At 58.8% G+C, this 13,856-nt stretch carries 11 protein-coding genes; all 11 read left to right on the top strand.

The window, feature by feature from the left end:
* Window positions 1-241 precede the first annotated feature (241 nt).
* The 11 genes from FFV09_RS01890 to FFV09_RS01840 all read left to right on the top strand — a co-directional run bounded on the left by FFV09_RS01890 (window position 242) and on the right by FFV09_RS01840 (window position 13,352).
* Window positions 242-2,005, top strand: coding sequence for a DAK2 domain-containing protein (locus FFV09_RS01890; RefSeq protein WP_141446112.1), 1,764 nt, complete (start codon window positions 242-244; stop codon window positions 2,003-2,005).
* A gap of 71 nt (window positions 2,006-2,076) precedes the next feature.
* Window positions 2,077-2,940 carry a DegV family protein gene (locus tag FFV09_RS01885; RefSeq protein WP_141446111.1) on the top strand — a complete coding sequence of 288 codons (864 nt, stop codon included), beginning with the start codon at window positions 2,077-2,079 and terminating at the stop codon, window positions 2,938-2,940.
* A gap of 11 nt (window positions 2,941-2,951) precedes the next feature.
* Window positions 2,952-5,003, top strand: a complete 2,052-nt coding sequence (gene recG, locus FFV09_RS01880; protein WP_141446110.1) for an ATP-dependent DNA helicase RecG — start codon at window positions 2,952-2,954, stop codon at window positions 5,001-5,003.
* Between the two features lie 163 nt (window positions 5,004-5,166).
* Entirely contained in the window at window positions 5,167-6,840 is a 1,674-nt protein-coding gene (locus FFV09_RS01875) for a sensor histidine kinase (RefSeq protein ID WP_141446109.1), read from the top strand.
* A gap of 26 nt (window positions 6,841-6,866) precedes the next feature.
* The gene (locus tag FFV09_RS01870; RefSeq protein WP_141450276.1) at window positions 6,867-7,691 is read left to right on the top strand and encodes a LytR/AlgR family response regulator transcription factor; all 825 of its coding nucleotides are present in this window, start codon (window positions 6,867-6,869) and stop codon (window positions 7,689-7,691) included.
* A gap of 256 nt (window positions 7,692-7,947) precedes the next feature.
* Window positions 7,948-9,174, top strand: coding sequence for an L-lactate MFS transporter (locus FFV09_RS01865; RefSeq protein WP_246098537.1), 1,227 nt, complete (start codon window positions 7,948-7,950; stop codon window positions 9,172-9,174).
* A 218-nt stretch (window positions 9,175-9,392) separates the two neighbouring features.
* Complete coding sequence (locus tag FFV09_RS01860) at window positions 9,393-9,647, top strand: hypothetical protein (protein WP_141446107.1); 255 nt, start codon at window positions 9,393-9,395, stop codon at window positions 9,645-9,647.
* Window positions 9,648-9,842: 195 nt separating this feature from the next.
* Window positions 9,843-10,442 carry an RNA polymerase sigma factor gene (locus FFV09_RS01855; protein WP_141446106.1) on the top strand — a complete coding sequence of 200 codons (600 nt, stop codon included), beginning with the start codon at window positions 9,843-9,845 and terminating at the stop codon, window positions 10,440-10,442.
* Window positions 10,443-10,458: 16 nt separating this feature from the next.
* Window positions 10,459-11,214, top strand: a complete 756-nt coding sequence (locus tag FFV09_RS01850; protein WP_141446105.1) for a hypothetical protein — start codon at window positions 10,459-10,461, stop codon at window positions 11,212-11,214.
* Window positions 11,215-11,268: 54 nt separating this feature from the next.
* A complete protein-coding gene (locus FFV09_RS01845; RefSeq protein WP_141446104.1) occupies window positions 11,269-12,165 on the top strand; it encodes an ATP-binding cassette domain-containing protein in 897 nt (298 codons plus the stop codon).
* A 74-nt stretch (window positions 12,166-12,239) separates the two neighbouring features.
* On the top strand, window positions 12,240-13,352 hold the full coding sequence (locus FFV09_RS01840; RefSeq protein ID WP_141446103.1) for a hypothetical protein: 1,113 nt from the start codon (window positions 12,240-12,242) through the stop codon (window positions 13,350-13,352).
* Window positions 13,353-13,856: the final 504 nt, after the last annotated feature.

Genomic DNA, 13,856 nt, shown 5'->3' with positions numbered 1-13,856 from the left:
CTCATGGGGATGTGACCGCAAGCCCAGTTCATCCGTATAAGGCAGGAGCGGACCGCGCAATCGGCCGCCAAAGTCCCGTATGGGTCGCGGGGGACGGAAACCCGGTTTCCGGCGTGCTCCTGACCGGCAGAGCGGCAGGGGCGCGCAGAGCGAGCAGCATACGGGCTTAACATCCAAATAGAGCGGACGCTTCGGTTTGCGGCGTTTGCGTATCCAGTAGGTGTGGGAAGGGGAATTTTCATTGAGCAGGCGTTCGATTAACGGAACTGATTTTACAGGCATGGTATTGGCCGGGGCGGAGAGACTTTCCCGTCAGGCGGAACATGTCAATGCGCTGAACGTATTCCCGGTGCCGGACGGCGACACGGGCACAAACATGAATTTGACGATGACGGCGGGCGTGACCGAGCTGCGGGAACGTTCTTCCGCATCGCTCGGCCAGTCGGCCACGGTGTTGTCAAAAGGACTGCTGATGGGAGCGCGCGGCAATTCGGGCGTCATCTTGTCGCAGCTGTTCCGGGGCTTCGGCCGGTACGCGGCTTCGCATCCCGAGTTGAACGCGATCCAATTTGCGGCCGCGCTTCAGGTCGGCGTCGATACCGCTTACAAAGCGGTCGTCAAGCCGGTCGAAGGCACGATCCTTACCGTTGCCCGCGAAGCGGCCAAACACGCGGCCGCTTACTCGCGCCGGACGACGGACGTCGTCGAGCTGATGCGCGAAGTGCTGGCCAAAGCCCAATACGCGCTCGACCGCACGCCGGACCAGCTTCCGGTACTCAAGCAGGTCGGCGTGGTCGATTCGGGCGGTCAGGGCCTTGTCTACATCTATGAAGGCTTCCTCGACTACCTGGAGAACGGGTCTTCCGCGGACGCGGCCAATCCGATCGGCGCCGCCGCGCAGCAGGCCGGCAAGCCGGCCGCGGCTCCGAAAGTGCCGAACGTTCAGGCTTCCGCCCAGGCGCAGCTGGAGACCGAAAATATTGAATTCCTGTACGATATGGAATTTTTCGTGAATCTCGGGCTCGGCGACGGTTCGAGAAGCGCGTTCGACGAAGAAGCGTTCCGCAAAGCGCTCGCCGTCAACGGGGATTCGATCATTATTATCGCCGATGAAGACATCGTCAAAGTGCATGTGCATTCCAAGACGCCGGGCGAAGTGATGACGCTTGCGCTGCGCTACGGAGAGATCACGCAGATTCATATCCTAAACATGCGCGAGCAGCACCGCGACCTGCTGAACGCCGGCATGGACGGAGCGGCGCCGCCGGAGCTGTTCGCCGATATGCCGACGCTTGAACCCGCGGCGGAAGAACAGGCCGCGCTGCCGGCCGACGAAGTGGCGCCTTACGGCTTTATCGCCGTCGCCAGCGGATCGGGCATCGAAGAAATCTTCAAAAGCCTCGGGATCGATATCGTACTGTCCGGCGGACAGACGATGAACCCGAGCACGGAAGATTTCGTCAAAGCGATCGGACAGGTGTCCGCGCAGCATATATTCCTGCTGCCGAACAACTCCAACATCGTGCTCGCCGCCCAGCAGGCGCGCGATCTGCTCGAAGGCGAACGCCAGGTCACGGTCGTTCCGTGCAAGAGCATTCCGCAGGGCATCGCCGCGGCGCTCGCTTTCCAGGAAGACGAAGACGCGCAGGTCAACGAAGCGCAGATGAACGAGGCGATCAAGCGGGTCAAGACCGGCCAGATCACCCACGCCGTGCGCGATACGACGTTCGACGGACTGGACATCAAGGCCGGCGACTATATCGGCATCTTCAATTCCAAGATCGTCGCGACGGCCGCCGATCGCCTGACGACCAGCCGCACGCTGCTGTCGGCCATGATCGACAGCGGCGACGAAGTCGTCACCCTGCTGGCCGGGGAAGACGCTTCGCAGGAAGACACGGCCCAACTGGCCGAGTGGCTCACGTCCGAATATCCGGACGCCGAAGTGGAATTCCATACCGGCGGACAGCCGGTGTACGACTACATGTTCTCGGTGGAAGCCTGAGCTTCTCCCGCTCGAACAGGCGAAAAGCCGGCCGAGGCCGGCTTTTCCCTTAACCCAAAGGACGGTGACAGATGAATCCGATTATCGTAACCGACAGCACGTCGGACATTCCCGAGAATTTGATCGAACGTCTCGGCATTCGCGTCGTGCCGCTCAAAGTCATGTTCGGCGGCGAAGCGCTGCTCGACGGCGTCGATATCCAGGCGCAGGAATTTTACCGCCGGCTCGCTGCCGCGGATAAGCTGCCGACGACTTCGCAGCCTTCGCCGGCGGACTTCACCGCCGAATATCAGCGTATTCTGGACGAGCACCCCGGCGTTCCGATCGTCTCGCTCCATATCTCGACCGGCATGAGCGGCACGTTCCAATCCGCGACGCTCGGCAGGTCGATGCTGGAGAACGACGCGGCGGACATCACGCTGATCGATTCGCTGTCCGCCTCCTACGGCTTCGGCCTGATGGTGGTGCGGGCCGCGGAACTTGCGCGGGCCGGCGCTTCGACCGCGGAGATCGTGGCCGAAGTGGAACGGCTCAAATCCGTCCGCAAGCTGTATTTTCTCGTCGACACGCTCGAATATTTACAAAAAGGCGGCCGGATCGGCCGCGCGGCGGCGCTGTTTGGTACGCTGCTGAATATCAAGCCGATCTTGTCGATCGACAAAGAAGGCGTCATTTACGCCGTAGAGAAGGCCAGAGGACGCAAAAAAGCGCTGGCCCGCGTGGTCGAGCTGTTCCAGCGGGAGCTGGGCGAAGCGGGCCGGGTGGACGTGGCGATCGGGCACACCGTTCAGCCGGAATCGGCGGACGAGATTCTGGCGCTGCTGCGCCAGCATTTCGACGTCGGCGACGTCGTCTATTCCCATATCGGCTCCGTCGTCGGCACGCATGTCGGACCGGGCTGCAACGCGATCTATATCTGGCCTTCCGTCAAATAAGGGAGAACCCAATGAACAATCGCCTGGATCAAATCCCGGTAAAAGAAGTCAACGGTGTGGGCGCCCGCAAGGTGGAGGAGCTGCACGCCGTTGGCATTTTTACCGTCAAGGATCTTATCGAATATTTCCCGTTTCGTTATGAAGATTATCGGCAAAAGCCGCTCGGCGACGTCAAAGACGGAGACAAAGCGACCGTGCAGGCCAAAATCGCCGGTATCCCCGTCGTGCAGCGGTTCGGCAAAAAAACGAAGCTGAGCTGCAAAATGCTGGCGGACTATTCGATGTTTACCGCCGTATGGTTTAACCGCAATTACCTCAAGGAACAGCTGGAGCCGGACCGGGAGATTATCCTGACCGGCAAATGGGACGGGCGCCGTCTGCAAATGAACGTCACGCAGTCCGAATTCCCGGACCGGGGAACGATACGCAGCGGCTCGCTTCAGCCGGTCTATTCAATCGGCGGCGACCTGACGCAGAACTCGCTGCGCAAAGCGATCGCGAGCGCGCTCGACCAATACGGCGACGCGCTCGAAGAAGTGCTGCCGCAAGAACTGGTATCCAAGTACGAACTGATGCCGCGTCCGCAGGCGATCCGCCTGCTGCACCAGCCCGGCGACCTGGCCGAAGGCCAGGAAGCGCGCAAGCGCATGGTCTACGAAGAACTGTTCCTGTTCCAGCTCAAGCTGCAGGCGTACCGTTCGCTGAACCGCGACCGGCGCGACGGCGTGCTGCATACGACGCCGAATGCGGTCATTCGCGAATTCGTGCGCAGCCTGCCCTTCGAGCTGACCGACGCGCAAAAAAACGTCGAACTGGAAATTCTCAAAGACATGCGCTCCGAAGCGTGCATGAACCGCCTGCTGCAGGGCGACGTCGGCTCGGGCAAAACGGCTGTCGCCGCGATTGCCCTGTTCACGAGCGTCCGCTCCGGCTTTCAGGGCGCGCTCATGGTGCCGACCGAAATTTTGGCCGAGCAGCATTCGCGCTCGCTGACCACAATGTTCGAACCGTTCGGCATCACGGTCGGACTGCTTACGAGCAGCGTGACCGGACGCAAACGCAAAGATCTGCTCGCCGCCCTGCAAATGGGGCTGATCGATATCCTCGTCGGCACGCACGCGCTGATTCAGGACGAGGTCAATTTCCGCTCGCTCGGCCTGGTCGTGACCGACGAGCAGCATCGCTTCGGCGTCAATCAGCGCAGCGTGCTGCGCCGCAAAGGCTATAACCCGGACGTGCTGACGATGACCGCGACGCCGATCCCGCGCACGCTCGCCATTACGGCGTTCGGCGACATGGACGTGTCGACGATTGCCGAACGTCCCAAAGGCCGGGTGCCGATCGAGACGTATTGGGTCAAGCAAGAGATGATGGAGCGCGTGCTCGGCTTTATTCGCCGCGAGGTGAGCCAGGGCCGGCAGGCGTACATGATCTGCCCGCTGATCGAAGAATCCGAGAAGCTTGACGTGCAGAACGCGATCGATCTGCATACGCAGATGAGCCAGGCGCTGCCGGATTATCGGGTCGGCCTGCTGCACGGCCGGATGAACGCGGCGGAGAAAGAAGAGACGATGCGCCAATTCTATGCCGGCGAGACGCATCTGCTCGTTTCGACGACCGTCGTCGAAGTCGGCGTCGACGTGCCGAACGCTACGCTGATGGTCATCATGGACGCGGACCGTTTCGGATTGTCGCAGCTGCACCAGCTGCGCGGCCGCGTCGGCCGGGGCGAACATGCTTCGTACTGCGTGCTGATCGCCGACCCCAAGTCGGAGCTCGGCCGTCAGCGCATGGGCGTCATGACCGATACGAACGACGGCTTCGAAGTGTCGCGGCGCGATCTGGAGCTGCGGGGACCGGGCGACTTTTTCGGCACGAAGCAGAGCGGGCTGCCGGAGTTCAAAGTCGCGGACATGGTCGCCGATTTCAAAGTGCTGGAGCAGGCGCGCGACGACGCGGCGAAGCTGGTGGAAGATCCGTTCTTCTGGACGTCGCCGACGTACGAGCATCTGCGCGGCAATCTGGAGAAGGAAGAAGCGTTCCGCGGCGAGCTGATCGACTGATGGCCGATCGCGCCGGACGTCCGCCGCAGGCGGACCGGGGACGCTCGTCCGAGGAGAGCAAGAGGAGGAGGCCGCCGGCGGGAATGCCGGCGGTTTTCTTTGTACGCCGCCCGGGGGATCGACCTCCAAAACACGACGGGCGGGGAAAGGAGGCAATCAGCCGATGGAGACTTCGCATCCGCTGTCCATTTTTTTGCAGCTGTTCGAACGCGGATCACTGCTGCTTATGTGCCTGTTCGTGCTGACGCGTATTCCGCGCTTCAAAGCGGTGTTCCAAAAAGAAGAATACCGGCCGCAGGATCTCGTGACGGTGACGGTCATTTTCGGACTGTTCGCCATTTTCGGTACTTATATGGGCATCAGCGTAGAAGGTTCGCTCGTCAACGTGCGGATCGTGGCGATTATGTCGGGCGGTCTGCTGTTCGGTCCCTGGGTGGGGATCGTGACGGGCCTTGTGTCGGGCGTGCATCGCTATGCGATCGATATCGGCGGCGTGACCGCGATTCCGTGCCTCATCACGAGCATCGTGGCCGGGGTCGTCTCGGGCATGATCCATCTGCGCGTACCCAAGCGCAAACGCTGGTTCTACGGCATCATCGCCGGCATGGCGTGCGAGGTGCTGACGATGGCGCTGATCCTGCTGCTGGCGGAGCCGTATGCGCTGGGCGCGGACATCGTCTCCAAGATCGCCGTGCCGATGATTGTGGCGCAGGTCATGATCGGCCTGATCGTCATGCTCGTGCAGAGCGTCGAAGAAGAGAAAGAGAACGTCGCGGCCAAGCAGGCCAAGCTCGCGCTCGATATCGCCAACGAGACGCTGCCGTATTTCCGCAAAGTGGACAGCGCTTCGCTGCTGCGCATCTGCGAGATCATCGAACAGAAGATCGGCGCGGACGCGGTAGCGATCACGGATACAAGCCATATTTTGGCCTATTCGGGCTTCGGGCAGGAACACTACAATATCGGGCACGAGATCATGAGCGACGAGACGAAGGAGACGATCCGCAGCGGGAACATTACGATCCGCAACAACGACGCCGACCATCGCAACGAATGGATCAAGTCGATGATCATCATTCCTTTGCAGGAAAAAGGCGTCGTGACGGGTTCGCTCAAAATTTATTACCGCCACGCGCACCAGATCACGTATTCGCTGCGCGAGTTGGCCGTCGGCTTGTCGCAGATCATCTCCACGCTGATGGAAGTGTCGCGGGTGGAGCAGATCAAAGCGATGGCGGACAAAGCCGAGATCAAGGCGCTGCAGACGAAGATCAGCCCCCATTTCCTGTTCAACGCGCTGAACGCGATCGCTTCGTCGATCCGGCTCGATCCCGACCAGGCGCGCGAGCTGATCATTAACCTGTCCGGCTATCTGCGCTACAATCTGGAGCTGAACGACGAATTGATCGACGTGCACCGCGAGCTGCAGCAGGTCAAAGACTACGTCGAGATCGAGAAAGCGCGCTTCGGCAGCCGGCTGCAGGTGGAGTACGATATCGACGACGAGACGAACGTGAAAATTCCGAGCCTGATCATCCAGCCGCTCGTCGAGAACGCGATCGTGCACGGTATTTTAAAAGAAAAAGGCAAAGGCACCGTGAGCATCCGCGTCAAAAACGAAGGCGAGGTCGTGCGGTTCGAAATCGCGGACACGGGAGCCGGCATCGACGAGTCGGTTATCCGGCACATCCAGAGCGGCAGTATGCCGTCCAACAAAATCGGCTTGTCGAACGTACACGAGCGGCTCAAGCTGATCTACGGACACGGCGTCGATATCCGCAGAGCCGCCAAAGGCACGATCATTACTTTTACAGTCAGAAAGGAGCCTCACGCATGAGCATGAATCCGCAGAACAGGCCGCCCATGCAGGGCATCATCGTCGAGGACGAATTTTTGGCGATGGAAGAACTGGATTATTTGATCGGCAAAAACAGCTCGGTCGACATCGTCGGCAAATTCGAGGACGGGATCGACGTGCTGAAGTTTTTGCAGACCCGCGACGTGGACGTCATTTTTCTCGATATCAATATTCCGTCGCTCGACGGCGTGCTGCTCGCCAAAAGTATCAGCAAGTTCGCGCACAAACCGTATATCGTGTTTACGACGGCGTACAAGGAGCATGCGGCGGAAGCGTTCGAGATCGAGGCGTTCGATTACATTCTCAAGCCGTACCACGAGCCGCGGATCGCGGCGATGCTGACCAAGCTCGAACTTACGTTTGCGGCGAAAAAAGAGCGCGAAGCCGGCGAAGCGGCATCCTACGGTCCCTCGCCGCCCCGTGCTGCCGCTCCTCCCGGCGCTTCTGCCGCGGGTACGGGTGTTCCGGCCGCCGATAGCGCCGTCAACGGCCCGGCCGGCGACCGCCGTATCAATCTGCACAAAGACGACAAGATTATCGTAGTCGACGCGGACGATATTTATTACGCTTCGGCGCAGGAGAAAACGACGCTCGTCCACACGCGCAAAGAAGAGTACACGATGCATATGAGCATTTCCGAGTTTAAGGCGGGACTTCCGCCGGAGCGCTTTTTCCGCTGCCATCGTTCGTACGCGGTCAATCTGTCGAAGATCCGCGAGATCGTACCGTGGTTCAACAACACGTATCTGCTGCGCCTGCGCGACATCGACGCCGAAGTCCCGGTCAGCCGCAGCAAAGTCAAAGAATTCCGGCAGCTCATGCGTCTGTAGCGGGCGGTTCCGGCCGATCCCGAGACGCTCATGACGACTGCCGCGCATTTCATTCCGCTTTACCGGCATCTCATTCCAAAAACGCTTTCAGTATGGCCGAAAGATTTATACTAAAGCCATAAGGAAACGAAAACGAATGAGAGAAGGAATCGAAATGAAAACTCTTACAGCTTCTTCTTCCCCGACTTCCGCACCGGATTCCGCGCTGCCGAAAGTCAACCGTCTGTGGATCGTGATCGGCACGATCATCGTGCAGATGGGCCTCGGCACCATCTATACGTGGAGCCTGTTCAACCAGCCGCTCGCCGACAAATTCGGCTGGGAACTGGGCAGCACGGCGATGACGTTCTCCATTACCAGCTTCGCGCTCGCGTTCGCGACGCTGTTCTCCGGCAAGCTGCAGGACAAGTTCGGCATCCGCCGGCTGATCGCCGCTTCCGGCATTCTGCTCGGCGTCGGACTGATGCTCTCTTCGCAGGTCACGTCGATCGGCATGCTGTACGTCGTCGCCGGACTCGTCGTCGGGTACGCCGACGGTACGGCCTACATGACGTCGCTGTCCAACCTGATCAAATGGTTCCCGAAGCATAAAGGGCTCATGTCCGGCGTGTCGGTCGGCGCTTACGGTACCGGCAGCCTGATCTTCAAATATATCAACGGCGCCATGATCGAATCGCGCGGCGTCTCGCAGGCGTTCTTGATCTGGGGCATCATCGTGCTGACCATGGTCGTGCTCGGCTCGCTGCTCGTACGCGAAGCTTCGATGAATGCTTCGCCGGTGTCCGCGTCCGGCGTCCGCGCCAAAGATTACACCGTCAAGGAAATGCTCAAGACCAAGCAGGCCTACCTGCTGTTCGTCGTCTTCTTCACCGCCTGCATGAGCGGGCTGTACCTGATCGGCAGCGTCAAAGATATCGGCGTTCGCCTGGCCGGTCTTGACGTCACGACCGCAGCGAATGCCGTCGCCATGATCGCGATCTTCAACACGGCCGGCCGCCTCATTCTCGGCCCGCTGTCCGACAAAGTCGGCCGCCTGAGAGTCGTCTCCGGCGCGCTGCTGGTCACGTTCGCGGCCGTCATGGTGCTCAGCTTCGCGACGCTGACGTATCCGCTGTTCTTCGCAAGCGTGGCGGCGATCGCCTTCTGCTTCGGCGGCAACATCACCGTGTTCCCGGCCATCGTCAGCGATTTCTTCGGCCTGAAGAACCAGGGCAAGAACTACGGCGTGATCTACCAGGGCTTCGGCCTCGGCGCCTTGTCCGCTTCGTTCATCGCGGCGCTGCTCGGCGGATTCAAGCCGACGTTCCTCGTGATCGGCGCGCTGTGCGCGATCTCGTTCCTGATCGCGATGCTCGTCAAAGCGCCGAAGTCCGGCACGCCGGTCTTGGCCGAAGCCGCTTCGGAGACGGAAGCGCAGATCAAAGAGCCGCAGGGCAAAGAAGCCAAAGGCATGCGGCTTAATCCGCAGACGAAAGGGATTTGACGCGGAGCGCCTATCGGGCAGCTTGCATCATCCGTATGAGGATTTAAGCGTAGACGTATCTTTTTGTTGGAAAAGCCGAAGCGAGTATGCGCTTCGGCTTTTTTTCGTGATTGGGGTGTGGAAAGTTCTCATGAATACATGGAATGAACGGAGATTAAGCGTATTGGCTGCATCGTTATCGCAGATTGAGCCATACTATAAATAAAGGAGAGGATCCTATGCGAAAAAGACCGTATACGGGGAATTTCACCGGGCCGCGCTATATTCGACGCAAGCCTCAATCGGGTGATGTCTTAACCGGTGTTCTAATCGTTCCGCCGTCTGACACTCGCGAAGAGATTCGGCGCGAAGTGAAAGCATTCATCACTCATGAAAAGACGGAACGGACATCAGCCGAGCAAGCGCGAATCAACGACCGGATCGCTTCGCTCACCCGCAAAATCGCCCGGCAACAAACGGGCAATCTCCAATAAAGATTCGCGTCATCTTCCAATAAGAAAGTGCAGGTCCACCCAAGAAACCTTTTCCGATTGCCGGAAAGGGTTTCTTTTTTGTCGGTCTTTGCAAAAAAAAGTTTCGGCTTCCTCCGACTTTTTGCATGCAGACGACGCATATATCTATAGACGGACAAAAGGTCGGGGAGCGAAAGGAGGCGGTGTAAGCCGAATATGCCAAACGAAGCGAAATTAATCAGACGCATTCAGCGCAGCGGAGACCGCGAAGCCGCCGATGAGTTGGTCTCGCTCTACTACCGCGAGATTTATGCTTTCGTCTACCGGCAGCTGATGGATCGGGAATATGCGCTCGATCTGACACAGGACATCTTCGTGAGCCTGCTGCGCAGCATCGGTTCGTTCGAAGGCAAACGTTCGTCGCTGCGTACGTGGTTGTACCGGATCGCGACGAATCGGGTCATCGATCATTTTCGTTCGCGCATCCATCGAGACGCGAAGCTCAGCCGACCGCTCGAAGATTTCGACCTGGCGGAAGAGGGAGACTTCACGCTGGAACTTGTGCAGCGGGAAGAAGTAAGCCGGGCGCTGGAAGTGATCCGCACTTTCGATCTTCGCGCCCAGGAGATTATCCGGCTCAAACTGTTCGCGCAGCGGACTTTCGCCGAAATCGCGCAGATGCTGGAACTGCCGGATTCGACGGTCAAAACGAATTATTACGCTTCGATCCGCAGGATCAAACAATATTTTGAGGAGGAACGCCGTGAACAAGCAGGAGAGACCGCAGCCGCCGGACGACGCGCAGCGGACATATAGCGGAAACCGGTCAAACTTGGACGAACCGGTACACCTTTTGGCCGTCGACTACCCGGATGAACGGGAGATGCGGCGGCACATCTCTGCGATCGTCGACGAGGCGCTGCCGGTTCGCCCGTCGTTTCCGGCTTACGTGGCCGGCATGTATCGCCAGCTCGGCTTCCGGCATCTGTTCCGGGACCTGACGGAGATCGCTTTCGTGCTACTGCTCGGAGTAGTCATTTTGGTGTTCATGGCGCTGTTTGCGCTGGAGAATATGAACGCGTCCGGTGTTTACGCTTTTATTTTTATCGTATCGCCGCTGCTTTATTTGGCCGTATCTATCGTTTTCTTCGCCGATTTGCGCAGGCGCGACACGTATCTTGTGGAGATGGCCTGCCGCTATAACGTGTATCAGCTCGCGTCGCTGCGCATGCTGGTGTTCGCGGGAGCCTGTCTGCTGCTGAATGTGGCGCTCGTCTGCTGGATTGCCGCGTTCTACGGAAACATCGACCTGCTGCGCGGGCTGCTGCTGTCGGCTTCGTCCCTGTTTCTGTTCGCTACCGCCTTTTTGTACGGCATGCTGCGCGCCAGGGCGACGACGATGCGTTACGGCTTGATCGCCGCATGGCCGCTGCTGAATGCCGGAGTGTGGCTGGCCGAACCGCAGCGTTATGCGGCCCTGCTGTCGGGCATGCCGATGTATGCGTATGCGGCGCTGATCGTGCTGGCGGCTTCCGTCTACGTCGGACAGACCCGGCGGCTGGTCGATTTTCGGCCGAACGTCTCTTGAATACATGAGTCAGACGCTTTATGAAAAAGAAGAACAGGAAGGAGCGGAGGCTGAATGTTGAGCGTACGATCCGCAGGCAAGCGGTACGGAAACGATGTCGTCTTGCACGATCTTGATCTGGAATTTGAACATGGCGTATACGGCCTGCTCGCTCCCAATGGAGCCGGCAAAACGACGCTGCTGAAGATGTTGGCCGGCCTGCTGCCGCCTACGCAGGGCGAGATTACGTATGCCGGAACGCCGCTTGCGGCATTGGACGAGAAATATCGGGAAGTGCTGGGTTATTTGCCGCAAAAGTTCGGCTACTATCCCAACGATACGCCGCTGAAATACATGCAGTATCTGGCCGCAATCAAAGGCATGGACCGCCAAAGCGCGCGGGAGCGTTCCGAGCTGCTGCTGGATACCGTGGCGCTGGGCGAGGTGAAGCGGCGCAAGATGAAGACTTTCTCCGGCGGCATGATCCAGCGGGTCGGCATTGCGCAGGCGCTGCTGAACGATCCCCGCGTGCTGATTCTGGACGAACCGACAGCCGGACTCGATCCAAGAGAACGCGCGAGATTCCGCAGTTTGCTGACGCAGCTCGGACGCGACCGGATCATCATCTTGTCCACGCATGTCGTGTCGGACGTCGAGTCGGCGGCGAATCAAATCATTTTGCTAAAAGACGGGCGGGTGTTCGCCAAAGATACGGCGGAGACGGTCTGTTCGCTGCTGGCGGGGCGGGTGTACGAGACGAAGGTGGAGGATGGAGAAGTGGACGCTTTTCGCGATCGTTATCCGATTCTGGCCGAACGCGGCGAACAAGGCGGCTGGCAGATGCGTTTCGCGGCGGAACCGGAAAATGCCCTGCCGGAATGGCAGGCGGTGAAGCCGGGGCTGGAAGACGTGTTTTTGTACGTATACCGGGATCAACAGGGAGCGAACAACAGAGGAGGCGGATCGAATTGAAAACGGCTGTGCCCTATTCTGCAAAAGGCTATGGGAGATCGGAAATTCCGTTGGTGTGGCTGGAGTTCAAAAAAATGTTTATGCCAAAAAGGGTCGCTCTTGCACTGCTTGTCCTGCTGATCGGCGGAGTATGGTTGTATCCGTTTCGGGTGCTGTATCCGGGCGAGCGATTCAAAGACTGGGATACCGTTATTGCCGTGCAGATGGAAGCGAAGTACGGGCTGCGGATCGATGAAGCGGAGTTCGAGCAGTTCAAACAGTCGCTCATCCCGAAGATGGCGGAAGCGGACGCGTATATCCGTTCGACGCCCGCTTTTGCCCGGGTCAATCTGGACCGTTACGATCGTTATGTGAAAAGGTCCGGGATGACAAACGGCGGAACGCTTCCGTTAGATCGAGTCATCGATGCCGGACCGGCCAAAGATCTGTTCGCGGAACTCCAAGCGTCGCTGCATTGGATCGCCTATTACGAAAATAGGACGGTGAATACGTTTGGCCTGAACGAAGCCGGGAAAAAACGGGCAGCGGAGATCCAAAGCCGTGATTGGGTATCGGTGCTGCCTCCAAACTTCATAAACAGTTATAATTCCACGAATCTGTTGAACCGGCTTGCGCTCACCGCCATGCTGCTGACTTCGCTGCTCGTTATGCCTATTCATATCGGAGACCGCCGGGCCGGGTTGGGTGAAATACAGGCAGCGTCAAGAGCCGGGACCAAGGGAGTGTTTCGTCTCAAAACGGCTGCCGCGCTGTTGACCGCAACATGGGTTGCAGCCGTCCTGCTGGTCGTTCTGCTGCTTGCCTATCGATTTAGCGGGATGTGGAGTCTGATGGGAGCGGATATCAACGGATTGGGCCGCATTTTTTTGGCCGATCTGAGCTTTATGCAGTATATCGGCGTCACGTATGCAGCCTTGCTCATGCTCTGCTGGCTTGCTGCGCTGTTGACCGTATTTTTCTCTTCGATCGCTCCTAATTACTTCGTGCTGGCCGGAGTTATCGCTTTGACGTTGATCTTGTTTTTCGAAAGCGATTATCTGCTGAATCCGATGCTTAACCATATTCTTAGTCTGGGACTAGGCCGCTACCCGTTCCAGACTTTCGTGGAGTTAAGCGTGCTGCTGCTGGCTGCGGCGGGACTGACGTATATCGCGCGCAAACGGGAGATGAAAAGGGAGCGGCGGTAAGCGATACGCAGATCATCGTTTTGAGTACGCGGTGCACATGACAGAGATGGGATTTTGTAAAGGGGAAAGGGAGCGGCCCGATCGGGGGCTGCTCCCTTTTGCTTTTCGCTCATATAAGTTGGCCGAGCCATTCGACTGTTCTTTGCATGATTTCATCCGGCGACTTATTCAGTCGCCATAGTTCCGCCCTGTTCCCCGCTGCGCGAATAGGCGACAATGGCTTCAGATCCCAAGCAGGGATTCGCGAACGCCTTCCCCGTAAGGCCAGGACTTCGATAGTCCGGCGGTGCCGGGCGCTCTGCGCCGCGGTATGCCGGAAGAAGCGTTCGCAGAGGCAGACGCGACTATTTGGGGTTCGACTCCCCACTTGCTTAGGCGCAAGCTCTGGGTAGAGCACTCCACGTTCAATGGAGCTACAACAAATGATGATCTTTGGGGAAGGAAGTTCCGGCGGGCTGCCTACTGGGGGCCCGGCGCCCGAACGCGCTTTGCAGCTCCGGCGGA

Origin of the sequence: Saccharibacillus brassicae (assembly GCF_006542275.1) — a bacterium.
GTDB lineage: Bacteria > Bacillota > Bacilli > Paenibacillales > Paenibacillaceae > Saccharibacillus > Saccharibacillus brassicae.
Note: the sequence above shows the minus strand (reverse complement) of the source record. Positions and strands in the feature narration are given on the sequence as shown.

Coding starts and splice junctions, on each gene's coding strand:
- FFV09_RS01855 (WP_141446106.1), top strand. CDS start 9,843: ATGCCAAACGAAGCGAAATTAATCAGACGCATTCAGCGCAGCGGAGAC.
- recG (WP_141446110.1), top strand. CDS start 2,952: ATGAACAATCGCCTGGATCAAATCCCGGTAAAAGAAGTCAACGGTGTG.
- FFV09_RS01865 (WP_246098537.1), top strand. CDS start 7,948: ATGGGCCTCGGCACCATCTATACGTGGAGCCTGTTCAACCAGCCGCTC.
- FFV09_RS01885 (WP_141446111.1), top strand. CDS start 2,077: ATGAATCCGATTATCGTAACCGACAGCACGTCGGACATTCCCGAGAAT.
- FFV09_RS01845 (WP_141446104.1), top strand. CDS start 11,269: ATGTTGAGCGTACGATCCGCAGGCAAGCGGTACGGAAACGATGTCGTC.
- FFV09_RS01870 (WP_141450276.1), top strand. CDS start 6,867: ATGCAGGGCATCATCGTCGAGGACGAATTTTTGGCGATGGAAGAACTG.
- FFV09_RS01860 (WP_141446107.1), top strand. CDS start 9,393: ATGCGAAAAAGACCGTATACGGGGAATTTCACCGGGCCGCGCTATATT.
- FFV09_RS01840 (WP_141446103.1), top strand. CDS start 12,240: ATGTTTATGCCAAAAAGGGTCGCTCTTGCACTGCTTGTCCTGCTGATC.
- FFV09_RS01875 (WP_141446109.1), top strand. CDS start 5,167: ATGGAGACTTCGCATCCGCTGTCCATTTTTTTGCAGCTGTTCGAACGC.